Origin of the sequence: Vibrio hangzhouensis (assembly GCF_900107935.1) — a bacterium.
GTDB classification, from domain to species: Bacteria; Pseudomonadota; Gammaproteobacteria; order Enterobacterales; family Vibrionaceae; genus Vibrio; species Vibrio hangzhouensis.
The window spans coordinates 57,002-79,801 of sequence record NZ_FNVG01000009.1 but is presented as its reverse complement, the minus strand read 5'-3'; the positions used below and the strand labels follow the sequence as shown (position 1 = coordinate 79,801).

Annotated in this window: 30 protein-coding genes and 1 pseudogene; 21 read left to right on the top strand and 10 right to left on the bottom strand. The window is 45.5% G+C overall.

Annotated features, from left to right (window positions below):
- Positions 1–8: 8 nt before the first annotated feature.
- Genes C4S60_RS10920 through C4S60_RS10910 form a run of 3 tightly spaced genes read left to right on the top strand, consistent with a single transcriptional unit; the run spans position 9 to position 1,503 of the window.
- Positions 9–311 carry an antibiotic biosynthesis monooxygenase family protein gene (locus C4S60_RS10920; protein WP_103880384.1) on the top strand — a complete coding sequence of 101 codons (303 nt, stop codon included), beginning with the start codon at positions 9–11 and terminating at the stop codon, positions 309–311.
- 1 nt (position 312) lies between these two features.
- Entirely contained in the window at positions 313–729 is a 417-nt protein-coding gene (locus C4S60_RS10915) for a GNAT family N-acetyltransferase (protein ID WP_103880383.1), read from the top strand.
- Between the two features lie 24 nt (positions 730–753).
- Positions 754–1,503, top strand: a complete 750-nt coding sequence (locus C4S60_RS10910) for a phosphotransferase (protein WP_103880382.1) — start codon at positions 754–756, stop codon at positions 1,501–1,503.
- Positions 1,504–1,515: 12 nt separating this feature from the next.
- Here C4S60_RS10910 and C4S60_RS10905 read toward each other — a convergent pair whose 3' ends face one another.
- Positions 1,516–1,764 carry a GlsB/YeaQ/YmgE family stress response membrane protein gene (locus C4S60_RS10905; RefSeq protein WP_103880381.1) on the bottom strand — a complete coding sequence of 83 codons (249 nt, stop codon included), beginning with the start codon at positions 1,762–1,764 and terminating at the stop codon, positions 1,516–1,518.
- A 194-nt stretch (positions 1,765–1,958) separates the two neighbouring features.
- On the opposite strand from C4S60_RS10905, the gene C4S60_RS10900 reads away from it, so the two are divergent.
- From C4S60_RS10900 to C4S60_RS23780, 12 genes and pseudogenes are all read left to right on the top strand, one after another.
- Positions 1,959–3,638 carry a mechanosensitive ion channel family protein gene (locus C4S60_RS10900; RefSeq protein WP_425275123.1) on the top strand — a complete coding sequence of 560 codons (1,680 nt, stop codon included), beginning with the start codon at positions 1,959–1,961 and terminating at the stop codon, positions 3,636–3,638.
- A gap of 127 nt (positions 3,639–3,765) precedes the next feature.
- The gene (locus C4S60_RS10895; RefSeq protein ID WP_103880380.1) at positions 3,766–3,972 is read left to right on the top strand and encodes a hypothetical protein; all 207 of its coding nucleotides are present in this window, start codon (positions 3,766–3,768) and stop codon (positions 3,970–3,972) included.
- 32 nt (positions 3,973–4,004) lie between these two features.
- Complete coding sequence (locus tag C4S60_RS10890) at positions 4,005–4,298, top strand: carboxymuconolactone decarboxylase family protein (protein ID WP_103880379.1); 294 nt, start codon at positions 4,005–4,007, stop codon at positions 4,296–4,298.
- A gap of 101 nt (positions 4,299–4,399) precedes the next feature.
- A complete protein-coding gene (gene arfB / locus C4S60_RS10885; RefSeq protein WP_103880378.1) occupies positions 4,400–4,813 on the top strand; it encodes an alternative ribosome rescue aminoacyl-tRNA hydrolase ArfB in 414 nt (137 codons plus the stop codon).
- 19 nt (positions 4,814–4,832) lie between these two features.
- The gene (locus C4S60_RS10880) at positions 4,833–5,294 is read left to right on the top strand and encodes a GNAT family N-acetyltransferase (RefSeq protein ID WP_103880377.1); all 462 of its coding nucleotides are present in this window, start codon (positions 4,833–4,835) and stop codon (positions 5,292–5,294) included.
- A 1-nt stretch (position 5,295) separates the two neighbouring features.
- Positions 5,296–5,646, top strand: a complete 351-nt coding sequence (locus tag C4S60_RS10875; RefSeq protein ID WP_103880376.1) for a hypothetical protein — start codon at positions 5,296–5,298, stop codon at positions 5,644–5,646.
- 23 nt (positions 5,647–5,669) lie between these two features.
- Positions 5,670–6,089, top strand: coding sequence for a GNAT family N-acetyltransferase (locus C4S60_RS10870; RefSeq protein ID WP_103880469.1), 420 nt, complete (start codon positions 5,670–5,672; stop codon positions 6,087–6,089).
- A 108-nt stretch (positions 6,090–6,197) separates the two neighbouring features.
- On the top strand, positions 6,198–6,389 hold the full coding sequence (locus tag C4S60_RS10865) for a CPXCG motif-containing cysteine-rich protein (RefSeq protein WP_103880375.1): 192 nt from the start codon (positions 6,198–6,200) through the stop codon (positions 6,387–6,389).
- A 65-nt stretch (positions 6,390–6,454) separates the two neighbouring features.
- Positions 6,455–7,060 (top strand): LysE/ArgO family amino acid transporter, encoded by a 606-nt coding sequence (locus tag C4S60_RS10860; protein ID WP_103880374.1) that lies wholly within the window; start codon positions 6,455–6,457, stop codon positions 7,058–7,060.
- A gap of 50 nt (positions 7,061–7,110) precedes the next feature.
- Positions 7,111–7,485 carry a GFA family protein gene (locus C4S60_RS10855; protein WP_103880373.1) on the top strand — a complete coding sequence of 125 codons (375 nt, stop codon included), beginning with the start codon at positions 7,111–7,113 and terminating at the stop codon, positions 7,483–7,485.
- Positions 7,486–7,494: 9 nt separating this feature from the next.
- Positions 7,495–8,061, top strand: a pseudogene (locus tag C4S60_RS23785) (GNAT family N-acetyltransferase); the annotation flags it as partial.
- Entirely contained in the window at positions 8,047–8,541 is a 495-nt protein-coding gene (locus C4S60_RS23780) for an HAD family hydrolase (RefSeq protein ID WP_341865963.1), read from the top strand. The pseudogene C4S60_RS23785 and the gene C4S60_RS23780, both read left to right, overlap by 15 nt.
- A 2-nt stretch (positions 8,542–8,543) precedes the next feature.
- On the opposite strand, the gene C4S60_RS10845 is transcribed toward C4S60_RS23780, so the two are convergent.
- Positions 8,544–9,410, bottom strand: a complete 867-nt coding sequence (locus C4S60_RS10845; protein WP_103880371.1) for a fructosamine kinase family protein — start codon at positions 9,408–9,410, stop codon at positions 8,544–8,546.
- 182 nt (positions 9,411–9,592) lie between these two features.
- Here C4S60_RS10845 and C4S60_RS10840 point away from each other — a divergent pair, with 182 nt between their 5' ends.
- Positions 9,593–9,937, top strand: a complete 345-nt coding sequence (locus C4S60_RS10840; RefSeq protein ID WP_103880370.1) for a DUF3802 family protein — start codon at positions 9,593–9,595, stop codon at positions 9,935–9,937.
- 48 nt (positions 9,938–9,985) lie between these two features.
- Here C4S60_RS10840 and C4S60_RS10835 read toward each other — a convergent pair whose 3' ends face one another.
- Entirely contained in the window at positions 9,986–10,456 is a 471-nt protein-coding gene (locus C4S60_RS10835) for an NlpC/P60 family protein (protein ID WP_103880369.1), read from the bottom strand.
- A gap of 145 nt (positions 10,457–10,601) precedes the next feature.
- Between C4S60_RS10835 and C4S60_RS10830 the strand changes: the two genes are divergently transcribed.
- Positions 10,602–12,641 (top strand): methyl-accepting chemotaxis protein, encoded by a 2,040-nt coding sequence (locus tag C4S60_RS10830; RefSeq protein ID WP_103880368.1) that lies wholly within the window; start codon positions 10,602–10,604, stop codon positions 12,639–12,641.
- On the opposite strand, the gene C4S60_RS10825 is transcribed toward C4S60_RS10830, so the two are convergent.
- Positions 12,628–13,434, bottom strand: coding sequence for a sterol desaturase family protein (locus C4S60_RS10825; RefSeq protein ID WP_103880367.1), 807 nt, complete (start codon positions 13,432–13,434; stop codon positions 12,628–12,630). The two genes, C4S60_RS10830 and C4S60_RS10825, sit on opposite strands and share 14 nt — an antisense overlap.
- A 75-nt stretch (positions 13,435–13,509) precedes the next feature.
- On the opposite strand from C4S60_RS10825, the gene C4S60_RS10820 reads away from it, so the two are divergent.
- Positions 13,510–14,250, top strand: a complete 741-nt coding sequence (locus C4S60_RS10820) for a tRNA-uridine aminocarboxypropyltransferase (RefSeq protein WP_103880366.1) — start codon at positions 13,510–13,512, stop codon at positions 14,248–14,250.
- A gap of 154 nt (positions 14,251–14,404) precedes the next feature.
- Positions 14,405–15,313, top strand: coding sequence for an N-acetylglucosamine kinase (gene nagK, locus C4S60_RS10815; RefSeq protein WP_103880365.1), 909 nt, complete (start codon positions 14,405–14,407; stop codon positions 15,311–15,313).
- 89 nt (positions 15,314–15,402) lie between these two features.
- Here nagK and yegS read toward each other — a convergent pair whose 3' ends face one another.
- Both yegS and C4S60_RS10805 read right to left on the bottom strand, forming a co-directional pair.
- A complete protein-coding gene (gene yegS, locus C4S60_RS10810; protein ID WP_103880364.1) occupies positions 15,403–16,305 on the bottom strand; it encodes a lipid kinase YegS in 903 nt (300 codons plus the stop codon).
- A 40-nt stretch (positions 16,306–16,345) separates the two neighbouring features.
- Complete coding sequence (locus tag C4S60_RS10805; RefSeq protein ID WP_103880363.1) at positions 16,346–17,149, bottom strand: Cof-type HAD-IIB family hydrolase; 804 nt, start codon at positions 17,147–17,149, stop codon at positions 16,346–16,348.
- A gap of 149 nt (positions 17,150–17,298) precedes the next feature.
- Here C4S60_RS10805 and queE point away from each other — a divergent pair, with 149 nt between their 5' ends.
- Positions 17,299–17,979 (top strand): 7-carboxy-7-deazaguanine synthase QueE, encoded by a 681-nt coding sequence (gene queE / locus C4S60_RS10800; RefSeq protein WP_103880362.1) that lies wholly within the window; start codon positions 17,299–17,301, stop codon positions 17,977–17,979.
- A gap of 7 nt (positions 17,980–17,986) precedes the next feature.
- The gene (queC, locus tag C4S60_RS10795; protein WP_146060862.1) at positions 17,987–18,685 is read left to right on the top strand and encodes a 7-cyano-7-deazaguanine synthase QueC; all 699 of its coding nucleotides are present in this window, start codon (positions 17,987–17,989) and stop codon (positions 18,683–18,685) included.
- Positions 18,686–18,713: 28 nt separating this feature from the next.
- Here the strand turns inward: queC and C4S60_RS10790 are convergent, their stop codons facing one another.
- The 4 genes from C4S60_RS10790 to C4S60_RS10775 all read right to left on the bottom strand — a co-directional run bounded on the left by C4S60_RS10790 (position 18,714) and on the right by C4S60_RS10775 (position 22,710).
- Entirely contained in the window at positions 18,714–19,073 is a 360-nt protein-coding gene (locus tag C4S60_RS10790; protein WP_103880360.1) for a DUF2750 domain-containing protein, read from the bottom strand.
- A gap of 121 nt (positions 19,074–19,194) precedes the next feature.
- Positions 19,195–19,818 (bottom strand): OmpA family protein, encoded by a 624-nt coding sequence (locus tag C4S60_RS10785; RefSeq protein WP_103880359.1) that lies wholly within the window; start codon positions 19,816–19,818, stop codon positions 19,195–19,197.
- 2 nt (positions 19,819–19,820) lie between these two features.
- Positions 19,821–21,122 (bottom strand): TolC family outer membrane protein, encoded by a 1,302-nt coding sequence (locus tag C4S60_RS10780; RefSeq protein WP_103880358.1) that lies wholly within the window; start codon positions 21,120–21,122, stop codon positions 19,821–19,823.
- A gap of 397 nt (positions 21,123–21,519) precedes the next feature.
- Positions 21,520–22,710: a class I SAM-dependent methyltransferase gene (locus tag C4S60_RS10775; protein WP_103880357.1), complete on the bottom strand. Its 1,191-nt coding sequence runs from the start codon at positions 22,708–22,710 to the stop codon at positions 21,520–21,522.
- Positions 22,711–22,800: the final 90 nt, after the last annotated feature.

Genomic DNA, 22,800 nt, shown 5'->3' with positions numbered 1-22,800 from the left:
GACTCAGTGTGTTTGCTGTTATTTTTAGGGCGACCATTAAGGATCTGGATACGGAATACAGCCAGTTGGCTCAGCAGCTCAGAGACGTTGCACTATCCAGATACGGGTGTGTCGAGTTTGTTTCAAGTTCGGAAGGGAATCAGGAAACCGCTATATCTTACTGGACCAGTGAAGCGGATATTACCAGATGGCGAGAAGACCCGGTTCACCAGCAGGCTCAGAGGCTGGGCAGGGAGAAGTGGTATCGGGATTACAAGGTAGAGGTTGTGGAGATAAAAAGGAGTTACTCAAGTGAGCGTAGTATATCGTGAGATGCAAGTGTCGGATTACGACGATGTTCTGGCACTGTGGCAGCAGACTGAGCATATGTTGATCCGCGAAGCCGATAGCCGAGAAAATATTACGCTCTATCTGGATAAGAATCCCAACATGAGCTTTGTCGCTCAACAGCACGGTAAAATCATCGGAGCTGTACTGGCGGGCACCGATGGAAGAAGAGGCTATTTGCAACATCTGGCGGTGGATGCCGAGCATCGCGGACTGCGGATAGGGAAATCTCTGGTGGAAAAAGTTACTCAGTCATTTGCGCAGATTGGCATCAGTAAAACGCACCTTTTTGTCAATACTGACAATGAACAGGCTCAACAATTCTATCAATCCATGGGATGGGAAGTGCGAAAGGAAGTGAAGATGTATTCGTTTAATGCTTCTGCCAACCTGGATATATGAACGATTGTCATTAGGAGTTGCCCCTTGACCGCCGTAACCATTAGTGCAAATACGGTCACTCGATCAGTGGCCGTATGGACACCATCAATACACGCATTTCTTAACCATTTGTCGGCACAGGCCTTTGAAGGAGCCCCCAACGTTGTTTCTCTTAGTCATGGGTGTGAAGTGTTAAGCCTGGTTGAGGGGCAAACTTACAATTATCCATTGGTTGGAGAGATTGCAAGTGATCAGGTTTTGCAGTCAGCGGCAAGGTTACAGAGACGATTACACGATGCCAGTATGAGCTTTATCCATCAGTTTGCCGTATCCGATATGCCCTGGATGCTCGAAAGCGATCTTCCATGGGAAGTGATGTGTCATGGTGATTTCGCACCTTATAACGTCGCTTTAACCGAAGGCGCTGTTGCCGGGGTTTTTGACTTTGACACCCTTCATCCAGGGACAAGAGTATGGGACCTGGCGTATTCAGTATACTGTTGGGCGCCTTTTAAGACCAATAAGGTCGACAGGTTAGGAAGCTTAACCCAACAAGCTTTAAGAGCAAAAAGCTATTGTGATGCTTATGAACTCGATACTGCGGGCAGGCTACAGTTGGTTGATATGATGGTTCGTCGTCTACAATATCTGGTTGATTTTATGCGAAGTTCCGCTGATGCGGGGAATGAAGACATGCAGCGTTGTATCGCAGAGGGGCATGTGCATAGCTATCTGGAAGATATAAATTACTTGATAGATCGAAAACAGGTTATAACCACTGCTCTCTGTGAATGAGTTATCAACGGGTTACCGTAAAAACCGGTTGTAGACGAACAACAACAAGAAAGCCCCCAGCGTTGCTGTAACGATGCTACCAATGTTGATTCCGCTCGCTCCCCCAACCCCCAAAAATCCGCCAAGAAATCCACCCACAAATGCACCGGCAATGCCAAGTAGCATAGTTGCAACCCAGCCTCCGCCATCATTGCCTGGCATTAACCATTTGGCGAGCGCTCCTGCGATGAGTCCGAGAATAATCCACGATAAAATGCCCATAGCTGATTTCCTGTTTGTTTCCCATGAGTAAGCTAAGCATAGTTGAAATTTGCTAACCGAAGATTTACTCCCATATTTTACAGTGACCGTTTCGACAAACTTGATTCAGAATGGCGAGAGTCAGTGGAGATCTGACCTATATTTAACATTCAGGGAAAAGAAATTATAACTTGGCACCATTTAGGGAGTGTTGAATGAATATGAGTGTTTGCAGGAGAGTTCTTCTCCAGTCAGCAGTGGTTATGCTGGTGTTTGTTACCTCTTTGTTCTCTGCAAATTTGTGGGCACAAAGTGAAGGGGAAGCACCTCCGCTACCATCAAAAGCTCAGGTTGCTCTGAATCAGGTCAATAATGAAATTCGTGAACTTTCCGAGTCGATAAAGGTTGCGACTGGCGATCAAAGGGACGCAATTCAATTCCGGCTGTTTAATAAAAACAATGAGCTGAGAGAAGTTATTGCAAAAGCGGTCGATGCTGATTCGCTGCCTAAGGAGATGTTAATAGAACAGGTTAAGTTTCAGCAAAAATATACCGAAGGAGCAAAAGTTTACCTAGAAGGAAAATTAGCGGCCGTGAATGAGGAGTTTAATGGCGCAAACGATGAAAAGAAACTCTCCATCCTTAATAGATACAGCGAACTACAAGAGTATTTGGATTCCGCCTATGAGTCGAATTGGCAGAATCTGATTTGGATGCAAAAACTGGGGGTACAGGATAAAGCAGATGAATCGGCTTTTGAGTTGCTTGTTGAAAAGCGTTTAAGATTAACGTCGGCGTCAATCGAGTACTTTAATCAGCAAATAAGCGCAATTGGTTCTCAAATCGCATCGGCCCCCGAGGCTGATAAGGCGGGACTTCAGACTGGTCAGCTGATTTTGAAACAGCGAATGAACATCGAGACCAAAAGCCTAAGACATCTCATTGTGCTTGGCGATCAAATTGGTCTTGATACGTCGGAATATAAGCGCCAGGTCTTTTCGGTAACTGGGAATATTACTCAGGATATTTTAGATTCTAAGGTCTTATTCTCTATGTTGAGCCATTGGTGGAGTGCAGCTATTGACTGGTTGGCGGATAATGCACCTCAGCAACTGTTTCAATTGTCTATTTTGATTCTGATTCTTTTTGTGACTCGTTCAATCGTCAAATTGGTCAGAAAAATTGTCACCAAGGCGGTACAGAATAAGAACCTTAAGTTATCCCATCTGATGCAAAACTTCTTTGTTTCCATGTCCGGTAATATTGTATGGATCATTGGTATCATGGTGGGTTTATCGCAGATTGGTCTCAATCTTGCTCCTATCCTAACCGGTTTCGGTATTGCCGGTGTTATTATCGGTTTCGCGCTACAGGATACATTGTCGAATTTTGCAGCCGGAATGATGCTGCTTATTTACCGTCCTTTTGATGTTGGGGATTTCGTATTTGCTGGTGGTGTTGATGGCAAGGTGAGCCATATGAGTTTAGTCAGTACGACGATACGCACCTTTGACAACCAGATTATCATTGTCCCAAATGGCAAGATTTGGGGAGATGTCATTAAAAACGTGACCCATGAGCGCACGCGTCGTGTCGATATGGTGTTTGGTATCGGTTATGGCGACGATCTTCTCAAGGCGGAATCTGTGTTACATGAAATTGTCTCTGCACACCCAGCGGTGCTTAAATCTCCTGAACCCAATATTAAAGTACATACACTGAATACCTCGTCCGTTGATTTCATTGTCAGGCCATGGGTGAAAACGGATGATTATTGGGATGTGTACTGGGACATTACGAAAGAAGTGAAGTTACGTTTTGATAATGAAGGGATATCAATTCCTTTCCCTCAACAGGACGTACATTTGCACATGGTCAATAAGCAAGAGGCCTAAACAAGTCCAAAGTGTTTGATAAGGCTCCAATTTTTATAACGGAGCCTTTTTTATAGCTAAAATATTTGTTATTAAATAAGTTTAGTATAAACAGATGGCTAAAAGATGTGAGTAAAGAGAGGGTTTTATGATTGATGAAAGAGAGAGTTCAAAAAGTAACGAGGTGACGGTTGTTGATATTAAAATGCCATTCGTGTCCATGGTTGTCTTTATGGTCAAGTTTGCTATTGCCTCCATTCCGGCCATGATCATTCTGGGCTTTATTTTTAGTCTACTGGGACTGCTATTTGGTGGCATTTTTGGCGGATTTCATGGCGGAAAGGGGCGGTATTAAACCCATTAATAAAGGCAATTAGGAGTATAGAAATGCTAGGAAAGCATCAGGAAGCCTACGGCGCGTTTTATCGTTCTACTCATGACAATGAGCATTTGGACACCAGAACAGAGTTGCTCGTCGGGTTATCGGCAGCCATGGCAATGAATTGTTTGCCATGTACGAGATATTACTTAGCTCAGGCTAAGAAGGCCGGTATTACTAAAGGCGAAATTTCGGACGTTACCGCTAAAGTCATGGCGGTTGCTGCGGGTCAAAAGAAACTTCAATTTCAGGAAGTTCTGGAAAAGTACCATATCGATCTGGAGCAGTACGACGGTCAGTGACTTAGGTTCAAAGGCCACACTAAAAGTACGGCTTCAAAAAACATGTTCTGTCATATTTTCGGGTGTTACTATGACACTTGGTTATGCTATTTGAATTGAGTATGTTAAAGATATCTAACACCGTGACTCTGGCGGATTGGGAGATTGAGCTTAATGCCATCCGTGCAATGGGGAGCGGCGGCCAGAATGTCAATAAGGTGTCTTCCGCGATCCATTTGAGATTTGATATTCGGCGCTCTACATTGCCTGCGGTCTATAAAGAACGTTTGTTGGCAAGCAATGATTCCAGAATATCCAAAGAGGGCGTGGTCATAATAAAAGCGCAGTCCTATCGGACTCAGGAAAAAAATCGAGAGGATGCGTTAATGCGACTTGTTGAGCTTATCCGATCAGTCATGGTTGTTCAGAAGAAAAGAAGAGCAACGAAACCTACTCGTTCTTCACAAATAAAGCGAGTAGACAACAAGAAAAAGCAAGGTCAGAAAAAGTCGCTTCGGGGCAAACCTACGTTTTAATATTTAGCAGGAAGATAAAGTGAAGATAATTAAGGATGATTTAGCCGGCACAGAGATCAAAGCGTTGTTACAGGAGCACTTGGATGACATGTATGCGACCTCTCCGCCGGAAAGCGTCCACGCTCTCGACGTCGATGCGTTGAGACGACCGGAGATTACATTTTGGTCCGCGTGGCTAGAAAGTGACCTGGTGGGGTGTATTGCACTTAAATCGCTTGAACCGGGGCACGGTGAGATCAAGTCGATGCGAACGGCAAACATCGCTCGTGGCAAGGGTGTTGCCAAGACACTACTTCAGCATTTGGTAGAACAAGCTAGAAGCTCGGGATTGCACAAACTGAGCCTGGAAACGGGAACACAAGCCTTCTTTGCTCCAGCGCGCAACCTGTACCTGGGATATGGCTTTAAAGAATGCGCTCCATTCTCCGATTACAGACTCGACCCCAACAGTGTGTTTATGACGAAATGCATTAAGGAATGATATGAAGGGACTTCTTGGCTTTGTGGTTATCAGTAACTTGTTAGCTGGTTTAACCGTGTTTGTACTGGGCCAGTTTATTCCTTTTTTTTCTACGCCCTATCTGTCTGATTTCAGCTTTTTTATAGCGATGGTATTGTGGGGGATTGCCGCTCTTTCCTGGGATGGCGGACGAGGAAGTCGCACCTATGATGTTGACATTGTGACTCATAAAACGAAAACAATGGTTAAAGATCACAGCTTTGAGACTGACAAGCGGCAGCAATACAGACAAAACTATACGTTTGGTCTCTCACTGTTTATTGCCGGCTTGATACCCTTGATATTGTCTGCACTATCTTATTGGTTTTTGTAAAACGTAACGAGGCTTTTTAATTGATTGAAATAAAGACAATCACTGCGGAACAGGTATTACCAATCCGCCATCAGGTTTTGTGGCCTCACTTTCCTCCGGAACACTCAAAAGTGACCGGGGATGAAGACGCGCTTCATGTCGGAGCGTATAAGGACCAAAAGTTGGTTTGTGTCGCCTCGGTGTTTCGGGAGGGCAATAGTGCCAGGTTGAGAAAGTTCGCCACGTTGCCATCCTACCAGGGAGTAGGCATTGGCAGTCAGGTCATTGAGCACATTCTAACGATAGTAAAGCAGGAGGGGGGTGAGACTTTTTGGTGCGATGCCCGAGAATCTGCGTTTGGGTTCTACCAAAGGTTTGGAATGACCACTATTGGAGAGACCTTTTACAAAGAGGACATCCCTTATAAGAAGATGTCAGTGGCACTTTCATCGAGGTCTGACTGAACGTTCTACTCACAGATAGTGTGGTATCGGTTGAATTTCTATTATATGCGTTTGTTAATACATGTAGCGGATTCTACACTTTGCTGAGTACGAAAAGGTGGGGACAACATGGATGCGATAAAGGCTTGGCGAGTAAATTGCCCATATTGTGGTGAGGCGTTTGAAACATCGATCGACTGCTCGGTGGAGCATCAGGAGTACATCGAAGACTGTCACGTTTGTTGTCGTCCTATATGTTTTGAGGTGACTCTGGAAAGTGATGATCTGTATGTTACCGTAAGACATGAGAATGACGCTTAGCTTGTAATACAAGGGATGAGGCGTTACAACCTTGATTTGATACATGGACGTTAATTGAGGTAACGGTGGACGTTAGCATCTTCTTCACAGGTTTCTCCCTGGGGTTTTCATTGATTCTTGCTATTGGTGCTCAGAATGCGTTTGTATTAAAGCAGGGCATTAAGAAGCATTATGTGTTTGCGGTGTGCACGGTGTGTGCTGTTTCGGATGCTGTGCTCATATCGGCCGGTGTAGGCGGTTTTGGCATCATCATCCAACGCTTTCCAGAGATCGAATATGTTGCCCGATATGCAGGTGCTGCCTTCCTACTGGTTTATAGTTTTCAAAGTCTCCGCTCAGCGCTTACCAGCGACCATCAATTAGACCCTCACGGGGATGCCAGTGCAGGATTAACCAAAACGTTATTGATTTGTTTAGCGTTGACCTGGTTAAATCCTCACGTGTATCTGGATACTGTGGTGCTATTGGGCTCTATTTCTGCTCAATATGCACCTAATCAGTGGTCTTTTGGACTAGGGGCGGTCTGCGCCTCGTTCGTCTTTTTCTTTACTTTGGGGTTTGGGGCCAGGTTGATCGCTCCGGTTTTTCATAAGCCAATCTCATGGAAGATTCTGGAGCTGGTCGTGGGCGTGGTGATGTTGTCGATAGCATTCAGCTTGGTCTGGACATAAGGCGAATATGCCCTTATTCGCGAAAACTAATTAGGAAAAAGGAAGACTAAATGCATCCATCCCAACATCAAATCCAGTGTCACTGTGGCAATGTGTCAATCACTTTTGAAGTTTGGCCAGAGTCGGTGACCAGTTGTAACTGTTCTGTATGCGGACGTTACGCAGCGCTATGGGGATATTATGAACCAGCGAGTGTTAGCGTCAAAACCAAACAACAGGCTACTACGGCGTATCGTTGGGGAGATGGCATGATTGACTTTCATCACTGTTCTATCTGTGGATGCGTGACACATTACACCTCGACAGACCAAGCTCCAAAACCAAAGGTTGCGTTGAACTTTAGGATGGCGTTATCTGACGCACTCTCGTTGACCAAAGTTCGCTATTTTGATGGTGCCGATAGTTGGCAGTATCTAAACAAATAAGGGGGTATGATGGATTGTACAAGGTTAAGATTTCAGGATGTATCCCTTCGTCAGGCGGTCATATCTGATCTGGAGCCGCTATATCATTTAATGATTACGGATGAGAAATGGACTGAGTATAACGGTCCGTATTTTGGTTATCAAAAGCCAAGTATCGACGAGTTTCGCACCAAAGAGTTTCATCGTCTCACGACGGGCAGGGACGCACTTGTCATCGATTATTTGGGACGTGCGGTGGGCATGGTCAGTTTTTACTGGGAAGATGAATCAACGCGATGGTTAGAGTTAGGCGTTGTGGTCTATGATTCCACGCTCTGGGGAAAAGGTATTGGCAGTAAGGCTCTTATTCCTTGGATAGAGCACCTGTTTGCCACTCTAGAGATTGAAAGAGTCGGTTTGACGACCTGGTCGGGCAACCCCAGAATGATAAGAGGGGCGCAAAAATTAGGCCTGACGCTCGAAGCTCAGATCAGGAAGGTGCGTTATTATCAGGGTGTTTATTATGATTCCGTCAAATTCGGTGTGCTCAGGGAAGAGTGGACGTCTATTTATCAAAAGTGGATGAAGCAGGATAGGATCTATCTGTTTGATTGGGGCGACACGATTATGGTTGATTTTCCTCAACAGCAAGGAAAGATGTGCGAATGGCCAAAGGTCGAGGTTGTATATGGTGCTGAGGCGATGTTGGCAGAGCTCTCTCAGTTGTGTCCGGTGTACATTGCCACTAACGCTCAGGACTCATCAGAGTCTGAGATTCAGCTGGCATTTTGCAGAGCAAATCTGTCTCGCTATATCTCGGGTTATTTCTGCTTCCATAATTTGGGAATTGCAAAAAATGACCCTGAGTTTTATCGAGCGATTACAAGCCGTTTGGGCGCTCCTGCGAATAAGATCACTATGACCGGCGACCAATGGGATAAGGACATCGCTCCAGCCGCCAAAGCGGGCCTATCGACCAACTGGTTTAATCCATCTCAAAACGAGGTGACCAATGACCCTCAGGGGCATGGCTCATTAGAACAGGTATTGTTCAAAGAGCGACAACATTTATTGTGAGCTTATGAGGCCTGAATCGTCGCAATGAGTTTCTCTGCCTGATCCAGATATCCTCCGCCAAACAAATTGCAGTGATTAAGCACGTGATAAAGGTTGTAAATGTGTTTCCTGTATTCGTATATGGGATCGATAGGCAACACGCTTTCATAGCCATCGTAGAACTCTTGTCTAAAACCACCAAACAGTTCGGTCATAGCGAGATCGCATTCGCGATCCCCCCAATAACTGGCAGGATCATAACAAATAGGCCCAAAAGCGGTATTTGCCGCATTGCCATACCATAAGTCACCGTGGAGCAGGGAGGGCTTTGGATTGTGTCCTGAGAGCTGTTCGTTGATCAGATCTACAAAGTCGTCAATGTCGGTAAAGGTAACTTGTTTCTCTTTCAGTAGTTGCAACTGCCAACCAATACGTTGTTCAGAGAAAAAACGTGACCATTTCTTGTGCCACTGATTTGGTTGCAGAGTGGCACCAATGTAGTTGTCCTGATCGAAACCAAACTCTTTCTGTTCACCCCATTTGTGAAGTTTGGCAAGTTCAACACCAAATTGAAAACTGGCATCGGCAGTATCCAGCGGTTTGACCGGAATATAGTTCAACACGAGAAAGGCGCATTCTTTGGTGTTGCTTATGAGCACCACCTCAGGAACATGCACTGTGCCCGTTTCACGTAAAGCTTTCAGGTTTTCCGCTTCAATTTCAAACTTGGGGAGAAACTCTCTTTCATTGGTTTTAACGAAGTAGCGCTGTTCACCGTCACTGATCATATAGCATTGGTTGATCTCACCACCGCTCATTTTCACCCGCTCAGTAATGGTAAACTCGAACATGAGAGTTTCTGATAGCTGATTAGAAATCGCTTGCCACATATGCTACTCCTGTCTGGTTGCCAGTCTATGGCTAGTGTAGAACAATATTGCTTACATAACATACTGTGAGCGCACAGATTCGTTGACATATAGCGCGATTTTACGTACCAGTTCTTACAAACGTGACCCAGGTTTGTTATGTTTAACTCATTGTCATTTAAACATTTGCTAGGAGAGAAGCCTTGGTTGTAGATACTGACGGCTATCAGGCATTAATCGAACATCTCGCATTCAATTTAAGTGTGTTTACTGACTCCTCTGGGGATACTGGTGACGAAACCATCGAAGACGTCTCTACGGATATGGTGGCATCGAACATCATGGTTCTGTTTGAGCAAAACCCAGAGTTGCACTCAAGTGTTCGCTTTAAACTGCTGAAAGAAGTGGACCTGGTGATACAGGATCTTGAAGAAGTACTGGCAGGCGTATGGAGCCGTAAAGCAACCAATGAACAGGTCGCTTTTTTGGAAGAGTACATCGCGTTGGTAAAGAATCTGTTTGATACTGCAGTGGCAAAATACGACTAGCCAGTTTCAGTTCCGCTTTTATGAAGAGTGTAAGTGTGAATTAACCGATCACTGCACACTTCTGAATTGCCAAAATGTCGAGGCCCAATAAGGGTTGTCTAGTCGTGACAAAACAACACCTTTAGAAGTCGAGGCGTGCATAAATGTGTTACCACCCAGGTATATTCCTACATGGCGCGTCTTTCTTCCGGTTTTAAAGAAAACAAGATCACCACTCTGTGCGCTATTGTAGGAGACTTTTTGACCAATCGTGACTTGTTGAGCAGTGGTGCGCGGTAGATTGACGGCGTACGCATCCTGATAGACGGCCTGAACGAACGCAGAGCAGTCAACGCCAGAGAAACTGTTTCCCCCTAGCCGGTATGGTACACCTTTCCACTTGTTATATTCGGTTAAAAATGGGGCGTTCTCAGGAGTATTGTAACTTTGCTGAGTGTGCACTGCGTGTTCAGGCTGACTTGAGCAAGCACCTAACAACACCACTATACCAAGGGGAATCAATAGCTTAACAATTTTCATTTGTCACACTGCTTACATCAATATGTAATAAACATGTCATTAACGATAACTACCATTTCGATTAATGTTACACCAAATCAAGAAGTTGTACTATTCAACATAAAGGTTTGGTTGCAATTTAATCAACAGAAGCAATGGAATCGCTATGACATCCCACAGAAAAGGAAAACCTTCCATTTCTCTTATTCACTCCTTGAGTGCAATATTTCTGCTCATCATTCTGTTTTTTATCGTTTTAAGTCTGCTTAGTACCAATGGACTTAAACAAGTTAAGCAGGAATTTGATAATTTGTCAGATAAAGCTCTGCCTCTGGCAATGAACAATGCAGCGTTAACACAAGACATACTAGAGCAGTTGAAACTGCTCAATTATGGAACCCAGCAATCCTCAATAAGTGAACTGGATATTACACGGCAACGCATTAAAGAGTTAACTGGGTTGAGTGAAGGTAGGGTCAGTAATCTCTTTGCTATTGCAGAAACGTTTGCTAATTCTGTGACAATAGAGCAAAGAGATACATTGAAGGCGAAAATCATCGAACTGCAATCACTGACCGAGTCTGTGTTGGCAATGCAATCACAGATATTGGTCATGAAGGCTGAAATTGATAAAGATGTCGCTGGCCTTCGCTATGGGCTGAGCTCTATCGGTCCTGAAATGAATCGAATCAGTCTGCTTCTGTCACAGGATAATCTTGCGTCAGCCGATGCTGCGAGTCGTTTTATCGCGAGCGCCAGCTCTATGGAGAGTACTTTTCTGGTGTTAATGATGCACGAGGAGGTGACAAGTGCCAGACGGGAATACCGCGAAATGCGCAATCGTATTGCGGGCATAAATCTCGCTTTTGATGATTTCTCACAATGGCACCCTGAAGTGAAGGAGTTTACAAGTTTAACCGCACCATACAATATGGTGCAGCAGGGCTTTTCCGAACAGGGTGTCTTGAAGAAGATTCTTGCACGTCTGGAATGGGTCGAGAAGCAAAAGAACGAACTGGCTCAAGCGACTCTACTGGCCAATGAAACCACTAATCTTCTCTCGGAACTATCTGAAACTGCAGCAGGATTGATTCTCACGAGTCAGGGCGTAGTGAACGAAACTATTAATGACAATGTCCTTGTCTTACTGACGGCATCGGGCGCGCTGGTTTCAATGATCGTTGGGATATTCCTGGTATTACGTCGGTGGCTGAATTCAGCCCTTAAAAGCATTATCAAACAGCTTAGACGTTTGACAGAACATGACCTTACCGGCGCTGTTGTTTTATCCGGTCCGAAGGAATTGAGAGATATTGCGACAAAACTCAATTTGGTTATTGATTCGACGCACAATTCCATCGAACTCGTCACTCGCAATTGCGAAACTCTATATCAGACGGCAGAACTCAGCCACGGTGCCGCTGACCAGTCGCGCCTCAGTCTTCGTACTCAAAGTGCTTCTTTGGACTGTATGGTTGCTACGGTAACTGAACTCGAAGCTTCTATTAAAGAGATTGCCACGGTAACCGCAGCCTCATTCACTGATGCCCAAAAGGCCGAGGGGTATACAAACTTAGGAATGCAAGCTGTTGAGGAGAATCAGCAACGACTTCGAACTCTGGAACAGAAATTGGGAACCAACGAAGCGGCAATGGATCAACTAGAAGTGAAGGTTAAACAGATTCAAGACCTGGTGGATATGATCAGCGGGATAGCCGACAACACCAATCTGCTGTCCCTTAATGCTGCGATTGAAGCTGCTCGCGCAGGGGAAAAAGGTCGAGGTTTCGCTGTCGTGGCCGATGAGGTACGAAAACTGGCGAATGATACGTCAAATCAGACAACAAGCATTCGCCAAATGATGGCGGACCTGATACGTGCGTCTCAGGATTCTCGACAGTCGGTAATAGACTCTCGAAATGAGATGAATCATGCATTGAAATCTAGTGACAAAGTAAAGACCTCTTTCTCCGATATAGCACTGTCGTTCAATCAGATAACAGGTCGCATTGAGCAAGTGTCTGTGGCGACCGAGCAACAGCAACGTGCCACCTCAGATGTGGGTCGCTCTATCGTACAGGTTAACGATCAGAGTGAGAATTCCAATTTGCAGCTTGAGTCTATGGTGGAAAGTGCAGAACAAGTCGCTGATATTGCCGGGCATCAGCAGGCGATGTTGCACAAATATACCCTCAATCACGCTTAGCTGTAGGGTCTTTCCGGAATGGTTGGGTAAGTAATTTGTCCAACCTTTGTTCCTCGGGAGCTGCGAATTCAGGGAGGCCAATGACGACTTTGTCATGCCCGAGCTCAGGTTGTGACCGATAAGTGCCAAACCATCTGTCCCAAACAGACAGAAAGAAGCCAAAATTTGAGTGCGTTTCTTTGGCGATAATGGAGTGGTGAACCCGGTGAAAGTCCGGAGTCACGATGACGGTTCTCAGTCGTTTATCCGCGACTAGTGGCAACTTAGCATTACTGTGGTTGAACATCGCACTGGCATTTAGAATGATTTCGAATAACAACACAGCTAAGGGAGACACTCCGAGTGCCAAAACAACGGCGATCTTTATCCACATCGAGAGGATGATTTCGATGGGATGAAATCTGGCTCCAGTGGTAACGTCAATGTCCCGGTCGGCGTGATGCATACGATGTAAGCGCCACAGGATTGGAATTCGATGGAAGACTCGATGCTGTGCATAGATAACTGCATCCAGCAGAACCACAGAGAGCGGAACGGTAATCCAAGAGGAAACAGGCAAGTGATGCAGTAGTCCTATCTGATTGTTCTGAGATAACACCGCCGCTTCAATGGCCAGTATAGGCATGGTCATCGCCAGAATTGCGGAGTTAAGGCCAACCAAGCCCAGATTGTTTGTCCATCTGAGCAGCCTTGTTCTTGTGCGTTGCTTACGCGGTGCCGCCCATTCCCAGATGGCGCATATCACCAATACGGCACTAAAAATAGCCAGCCTTATTGAGTCACTGTTTTCCATTGAGATCGTGTTTCCTTTTACTAACGTCACTGACAAGAGTAGAATCCCGCCACCTTTTGTCAGAATACCACGAAAATGAGACGTCACGCTTTCCATAAAATGTACGATGAACGCCTGGCTGCCGCAACTAAGCCATTTAATGCACGAGGTGCCAAAGTGATTCGTTGTAAACAGTGCCAAATCGCGGAGCAATATTGCATTTGCGAGCACCAACCGGCAGGCCGTTCTGACTTTGCGGTATTGTTGCTTGTTTCTGACGCTGAGATTTTAAAACCAAGTAATACCGGTCGCCTTATTCTTGATACGGTTGAAGAAGGGTACGCGTTTCCCTGGCATAGAACCGAACCAAACAAAGAACTGCTAGCACTACTCAATGATAAGACCTATCAGCCTGTGGTGATCTTTCCAGAAGATTACGTCGATGACAAAGCTCGTTTGATACAGCCGCAGCAATTCCAGCCACCTGGTGGTAAAAAGCTGCTGTTTATTTTCTTAGATGGCAGCTGGCGAGAAGCCAGGCGCATGTTCCGGAAGTCCCCTTATCTAGATGGGTATCCTGTATGCTCGATAAAGCCTGAAACGCTCTCCAGTTATATGATGAGAAAGTCAGAGCACGAAGACCATCTGGCGACAGCGGAAGTGGCAAGTATTGTCTTTGAGCAGTTTGGTGCTGCATACACATCAAAAGTTCTGGCTCAATGGTTTTCTGTGTTTCGCGAAAGTTATATGTTGAGCAAAACTCGTTTTTCTTCCGATTTATCTCGTCCTGCATTGAATAATTTCATCGGTCTAATAAAAAACGCGAACTCGGTCTAAACTTCACGGCTAATGTGATGAGTTGTTGACCAGGTGGCGAAAACAAAGGAATAAATTGGGGCTGCGTCACGGTTTGAGGGGGTAGGGATATGGATAATGCGGTCAGTTATCTAAAATTTTTTCCCTCGTGTTGAGGTTAGCAAGGAGAGTTTGCATGTATTACGGCTTTGATGTCGGCGGCACTAAAATTGAATTTGGTGCTTTCAATGAGAACCTGGAGCGTGTTGCTACAGAACGTGTTCCTACGCCTGGTGGTGATTATCAGCTGTTGGTTGATACATTAGCAGGTTTGGTCGCTAAGTATGATGCTGAGTTTGGCGTTGAAGGCAAGGTAGGTCTTGGTCTGCCTGGTATGGAAGACGCGGAAGACGAAACTGTACTAACAGTAAATATCGCATGTGCTAAAGGCAAGCCTCTTCGTCGTGATCTCGAAGCAAAAATCGGCCGTGAAGTTAAACTTGAAAATGATGCAAACTGCTTTGCACTGTCAGAAGCGTGGGATGAAGAGCTGAAAGACGAACCATCAGTAATGGGTCTGATTCTTGGTACAGGCTTCGGTGGCGGTCTTATCTATGAAGGTAAGGTATTTTCAGGCCGCAACCACGTAGCTGGTGAACTGGGTCATATGCGTTTACCTATTGATGCGTGGTTCCATCTTGGCGAAAAAGCACCGCTACTTGATTGTGGTTGTGGTAAAAAAGGCTGCCTAGACAATTATCTGTCAGGACGTGGCTTTGAACTGCTTTATGCCAACTACTACGGCGAAAGCAAAAAAGCGATCGACATTATTAAGGCGCGCGAAGAAGGTGACGCCGATGCCATTGAGTTTGTGGACATGTTCATGGAGTTACTGGCCATCTGTTTAGCAAACATCTTCACGGCAAACGATCCACACGTAGTGACATTGGGTGGCGGTCTGTCAAATTACGATCTCATCTATGAAGAAATGCCTAAGCGTATTCCTAAATATCTGATGTCTGTTGCTAAGTGCCCTAAAATTGTTAAGGCTAAACACGGTGATTCTGGTGGCGTGCGTGGTGCAGCCTTCTTGAACATCAAATAGACCTTCATTTATTGTACAAAGGCGACCCACTAGGGTCGCCTTTTTAGTTGATCTAAGTAAAGGAAATGCTGTTACACCAGATAGGTATCTCAACTCTGCTTGAGTACAGGACTTAAACGCGGCAAGACAAGTTTAATTGCGCCCGGCAATACCTCAAATGTAATTTGCTTAGCATTTAGTGGCTCACCGTCAAGATTCACTGGCATCACAGAGCCGGATGACCATTCGAGTGAGCGCACTTGATTTCTCTTAACGAATCTACCTGAGAAAGCGTCACCCTGCATAAGTTCATCAATGACGGCAGGGATCTCTGCCGGGGTGAACTCTTCCAGTGAGACAACGTCAAGGAGTCCGTCGTTTATGAATGAACCGGGGGATAGGGGCTGGCCACCACCTGCCATTCTGCCATTGCAAACGGCTCCAACAACGACATTGCTTTCTACAACTTTACCATCGTATTTAACAATGCCATCAAATGGCTGGAAGTTGATGGCTTGCACTAAACCCGAAAGAGTATAGGCACCACCACCCAAAAAGTTTTTCAATGCGACTGGAGTGGTAGCCGTAACCTGAGCCCCAAAGCCAGCCGTTGCTATGTTGATAAAATGACGTTCATTGGCGCGTGCGGCATCGACCTTAACCGCTTCTCCGGTGATGCCCAATAGCAGAGCTTCATAGGCGGACTCAGTCGGGATTTTGCAGGCAGTGGCAAAGTCATTGGCGGTCCCTAGTGGCAGGATAGCCACTTCGAGTGACCCGGCATCATGATTTAACAAGGCATCGACTACCTCGTTTATCGTACCATCTCCGCCACCAGCGATGAGCCGGGTAACGCCTTGTTCATGACACTCTCTGACCATTCGTTCAATATCGCCACCTTCCCAAGTGACTCTGACTTCTATCTCATGGCCTTCACTTCGAAGTTGATACACGGCGTCACGAATGTCTTGTTGAGCCGCTTTTTTTCCGTTGAGCAGTAAGCGAACAGTCATAAAATTCCTTAAAACAGAGGGTTATCCCAGCACTCAAAGACTATAGCACAAATTTCTCAATGGCTTTGGCTACACCGTCGTCATCGTTGCTGTCAGTGATGTAATCTGCAAGCAATTTAGTTTCATCCATCGCATTTGCCATGGCGACACCTTTCCCGGCAAATGTGATCATGTGATGGTCGTTCTCTGCGTCACCAAAACACATAATGTGTTCGTAGGGGATTCCCAGATGGTCAGCGACTACTTTAACGCCTTCCCCTTTGTTGCTCAGTGGATTTAGAAACTCAAGGAAGAACGGTGCGCTTTGCACTACGGTATAACCTTCGTGATAGTGACCTGGAATGTCATTAATACCTTGGGTCAGTTTTTCCGGTTCACCCACGATCATCGCTTTAATAATTTCGTGATCGTCTTCGAGTTTGTCGAAATCGTAGATGGTAATGTCGAGCTTATTGATTTCCGCCTCATGGTCGGTATAAGGGTTTGATTCTGTCGCAATGAGCCCTAGTTGACGGCTGAACGCATGGCAATGCAGTCCCAATGATTTTGCCAGATTTGCCACTTCTCTAGCCCGGCGACCATCAAGCATTTGCTGATGAAGTACTTCACCTGAGGAGACCTTCTGTACAAAGGTACCGTTGAAATGAATGACGAAATCATGCTCGGTGTTGAGCTCAAGCTCGTCTAGCGCATCAAGCATACCGTTAAGTGGACGCCCTGAAGCCAACACGACTGTCACACCTAGCTGTTTAGCTGCATGGATCGCTTGTTTGGTACGCGTCGTAATCTTTTTATCAGACGTAAGAAGGGTTCCATCCATATCGATGGCGATGAGTTTATACACGTTACTTACCTAAAAACAGAATAAAACAAAACGTCCCTAGGATAAGAGAATCCACTTATGCTTGCCAGATATTTAGTATCACGGTTTGTATTGAATTTCTCATTGGCTTCCTTTATGGTCTGCACATCTTAGATTATTGGCAAGTGTTAATGACTCATACTCGATTTAAAATTAACGAGATGTTTGAAACCATTCAGGGTGAAGGTGTCTTTACTGGTGTACCTGCAGTTTTTGTGCGCTTACAGATATGTAACGTTGGGTGTGCATGGTGTGATACCAAACAAACCTGGACCGCAGAGCCAGAGCAGCAACGTTCATTTGGCGATATCATCCTCAAACAGGGTGACGATCCTACCTGGAGCGAAGTCAGCGCTGATGATATCGTTGTTATGTATAACCAGCAGGGCTTTAATGCGAAGCACATAGTGATCACTGGTGGAGAGCCTTGCGAATACGACTTAACAGAGCTTTGCAAGGCATTCGAAGCAATAGGTTGCCAATGCCAAATTGAAACCAGTGGTACATCAGAAGTGCGTGTTACCGAAAGTACCTGGGTGACAGTGTCACCTAAAATAGCAATGAAAGGCAAGCTGCCGGTACTGACCTCTGCACTGGAACGTGCGAACGAAGTGAAGCATCCGGTTGCAACGGAAAAGAACATCAGTCAACTTGATGAGTTACTGGCTCAGGCAGCGCTGCGTAAAGATGTGGTTATCGCTCTGCAGCCTATCAGTCAAAAACCGCGCGCGACGGAACTGTGTATTGAGACATGCATCGAGCGAAACTGGCGCTTGTCGGTACAAACCCATAAGTATCTGAGTATTGCTTAACACTATGATGGAGAAGAACATGAAAAAAGCCGTGGTTGTTTTTAGTGGTGGTCAGGACTCGACCACTTGTTTGGTTCAGGCGTTAAAGCAATACGATGAAGTCCATGCTATTACTTTTGATTACGGACAGCGACATAAACTCGAAATTGAAGTGGCACAAGCACTGGCTCAGAAACTGGGAGTCGCCGCCCATAAAGTGATGGATGTGAGCTTGCTGAACGAATTAGCGATCAGTTCGTTGACTCGCGATGACATACCAGTATCACATGAGCTACAGGAGAATGGTTTGCCTAACTCCTTTGTGCCTGGGCGTAACATCTTGTTCCTGACTCTGGCGGGCATCTATGCGTATCAGATTGGTGCCAATGCCGTAATTACCGGGGTATGCGAAACCGATTTTTCTGGTTATCCAGACTGTCGAAATGACTTTATTAAAGCAATGAACAGTGCTTTGGTTCAGGGAATGGACCGAGATCTGGAAATTGTTACTCCACTTATGTGGCTGGATAAAGCAGAGACCTGGGCGTTAGCCGATAAATATCAAGCGTTGGACCTGGTCAGACAGGAAACCCTGACCTGTTACAACGGAGTCATCGGTGACGGCTGTGGCGATTGTCCATCCTGCGAACTGCGTGCTAACGGGTTGAATCAGTATTTGGACAACAAAGATAACGTTATGCAAGCACTGAATGCAAAATCAGAATAAAAAATAGAGGCTAGTGCCTCTATTTTTTTTATTCTGCCTTTAAGTAAAGCTTGGCGATGTCCGATGGTTCCATCTCTTTACCATCTAGCTGATCATTCCAGTTGGTGCCAATAAGGACGCCGTCTTCGTCGAGTGTTAGTAGCCAATCCTCTACAAAAATATCCAGAGGGATGTGCAATACTTCGAAATCAGCCCACTCTTCAACATTGTGTGTTTTTGCATCTTCTTCCGAAGACCAAAACGGCATAACTTCTGTGTTTTCGAACTCTGTAGAATCACATGCCAACCAGCCATCTTCGTTGCGTAAGCCCCAAACTAGTTGGTTCTTGCTGGTCTCTTCAATAAACAGCTTAAGGTTCTGTTCGATATCTGAAGTCAATTTAGTCATCGTTTTATACTCTTAGTAAGAACTGTAACAAGGTTAGCATGAGTTAAAGAATATCTAAATGAAATAACAACAAAAAGGCGCCCATTTAGAGCGCCTGATGTTAATTTGTTGGAAGTTTTACCTATTTGCCAATTTTGGTAAAAATCGTCCACTCCATTTCTACCTCACCCTTATATCCGACCACCGATGCAACCACTTTCCGGTTCATCGCATGGGCAAATTCGCTGTTGCCGAGTTCTTCCGGTTTCGTTTCACCAAAGCCGATGATAGTCAGGCGGTTAGGTGAAATTCCGTTCTTGATGATCTCTTGCCTGACGACTTCTGCGCGATTCTTGGATAGGACAAGATTCTTGTCAGGATTACCGACGATACTGGCGTAGCCTTCGATTTCGATGCTGGTTTCAGGGTACGTCGTCAGAAAATCCGCCATTTCCCGGATCTGGTTTTGGAATACAGGCTTGATATAGGTTGAGTTGTTGTCGAATAGGATACGCAGAGCCATGGTTTGCGAGGTGTCTACGTAGCGCTCACAGCCGTCATTATCCAGAGCGGCACCTTCTGGTGTGACAATGCATAAATCTCGAGCGTTGATGACGCCATCGCCATCATCATCCAACAAATCGGCTTTTTGCTCAGCAAGCGGTGTAGCCCGATACTCGTACTTATCTTCTTCTTGAGTTGTGGCCGAAGCGAAAAGTGGCAAAGCAACGAGGCCACAGAGTAATAGTTTGGTCTGTAGTTTCATTATTAGTACTCCACCTTCTCATTCCACTCTTTTGGCATATCTACTCTCAAGGCTTGTAGTAGACCACCTGTTGCATTCATTACCCGATAGCGAGCGAACTGCTCTGCATATTTAGCGTCAAGGTAACCTTTTCTGGCTTCGAACAGTTCGTTTTCGGTATTGAGGACATCAAGAAGAGTACGTTTACCGATCTTGTATTGTTTCTGGTAAGCCACCACAGTGTCTGAAGCTGAGTCTACATGGTCCGACAAGAATTCACGCTGCTGTACGGTGAACTCGAGACCAGTCCATGACAGCTTGAGGCCTTCTTCGACCATTCGGTATGTGCGGTCCCTGAAGTCTTTGGCTTTGTTTAACTGATAAGCCGCCGCCTCAGTACGATCCGCATCTGACCCACCGTTATACAAGTTATAACGCATGCGAAGCATTGCTCGCGTTTCGTTATCAGTACCAATATTGCCACTGGCATCATCACGCCAGTTATGACCGGCATCAATGTAGAAGGTAGGGTAGTTTACCCCTTTGGTCTGTTGATACTGGAAGCGAGCAGAGTCGACATCCACTTGAGAAATCTTGATAACAGGATGTTTTTCAATCGCCATTTGCAAGGCGCTATCAACCGTGGGCGGAATGGCTACCTCGTCAGCACGAGGGTATTTCAATCCTAGTGGTGCCTGTCCGACAATACGTTTGAACTGCGTGTGGGTGTCAAACAGGTTATTCTGAGCCGCCAGTAAATTACCGTGCGCTTTGGCAATACGGGCTTCGACCTGAGAAAGGTCAGCTGTCGATCCGATACCGGACTCTACCCGTTTTTTTATGTCCTTATAGATTTTCTTATGAACTTCCAGGTTTGCCTCTGAAAGTGCCAAAATCTCATAGGACTTGGTCGCGTCCAGATAGACTTGAGCCACTTCTAATGCAATGTCTGAAGCATCGGCTAGCAGTTGATACCTCACTGATTCTGCTTCTGCTGCGGTACGGTCCATGTCGTTTAGCGTTTCATTACCATCCCAGATGAGTTGGGTTAACGTAATCCCGACTTCTTTTCTGGTCAGGCTTTCGTTCCTAGGAATAGAATTTTCTCTTTCATAATCCGTTCTTTCGTAGCCAATGCCACCATCAAGGTCAATTTTTGGACGATAAGCGCCAACTGCGGCATCCGCGTCGTAGCGTTTGCTAACGTATTCGTTATATGCAGCCTTGATGTCGGGGTTAGTTGCAAGCGTTGTCGCAACAGCTTGCTCTAGTGTTTGGCTGTTAACTGGAAGGCTAAGGGCGACAAAACAAGCAGCAGCCGTCATAGTGAACTTGTTCAAAGTTATTCTCCTTACTCCCTGGTTAGACGATTTGCTTTTGTGCTGATTTTGATTTTGCAAATACATCACTTCTACTCACTACATTTTTAATATGAGCCAAGTCATCACGTTAAGCTGTGTACCCTAACTATAGTGTTCAGCTCATCGATTTCAACTCGGTGTACAATGCCTTTTTTATTGGGTTCCAACCGCGATCTCAGAGAGAACGGGGAAGGCACATAACACGTCATACTATTGAAAATAGTAGAAAAATTCGCTAATTCAATGTCGATAACATAAAAATGTCTTATTTATGAGACAGATGGGTGAAAAAAGCCACTCTCATGATGATAAAAGTGGCTGGATTTTAAGGCGGGCTATGAAGTGTATCTCTATGAATTGATTAAAGAACTTTGCAGGCAAAGCCTTTTAAGTAGAAACCTTCAGGGTAGGCTGTGTCTGTCGGGTGATCCGCGGCCTGTTCAAATCGCTCGACAAACTTCACCGAACGGTTTGCATCGAGTGCCGCGTCAGCGATGATCTTCTGAAAAAGGTTACCATCCATTAAGCCGGAGCATGAGTAGGTCAACAGCGTACCGCCAGGCTTTAGAATCTGCATAGCGAGCATGTTGATGTCTTTGTAGCCGCGACAAGCGCCATTGAGCTGCGCTTTCGATTCAGCGAATTTCGGTGGGTCCATGATAACGACATCGAATTTAGTACCCTGATCCCGATACTCGCGCAGTAGTTTGAATACATCGGCGTTAAGGAAGACAGCTTTCTTTTTCTCTGAGAAACCGTTTAATTCAGCATTGTGCTTGGCCGTATCAAGAGCCAATTGAGATACGTCGGCGTTAATTACGCGCTTTGCACCGCCTTTGAGTGCGTATAAACCAAAACCGCCTGTGTAACTGAAGCAGTTAAGAACTTCTTTATCCTTAACATATTTTTGCGCCTGAAAGCGGCTGTCTCGCTGATCGAGGTAGAAGCCTGTTTTGTGGCCTTTAATAATATCTACACTGATCTTGACACCGTTCTCCTCAATGACAACGGGTGCATCTGGCGCACGTCCAGACAGAACGCCGGTACGTTCTTTCAGGCCCTCTTTTTTTCTTACGGAGACATCTGAACGTTCATAAATAGAGCATTCAGGAAAGCACTGGTTGAGTGCCTTTACCAGGTTATCTTTCTGGAACTCCGCACCTGCGCTTAGCAACTGACAAACCAAAAAGTCACCATAGCGATCAATGGTTACGCCGGGTAAGCCATCAGATTCAGCTGCGACCAATCGGTAACCAGTCAACCCGTCACGTTCGATAATATCTTCTCGAAGTAGTTGGGCTTGTTGGATACGTGTTACGAAAAATTCAACGTCGATATCCTGCTTTTCAAAGCTCCAAACGCGGGCGCGTATCTGAGAGTTTGGAGAGTAGGCGGCTTTTGCCAACCATTCACCGTTGTGGGCAAAAACATCTACGGTTTCTCCCAAAGAAGGCTGGCCATCAACATGTGAGATACCACGAGAGAATATCCAGGGGTGTTTGCGTCTAAGAGATTTATCACGACCTTTGACGAGATGAATTGCAGGTGCCATGGGATGCCTTACCAAATTGATAGAGAAAAAGGTGGGATATTTTGTGTGAAGTTTCAAATAAATGCAAATCCAGATACGAGGGTTTGCCTT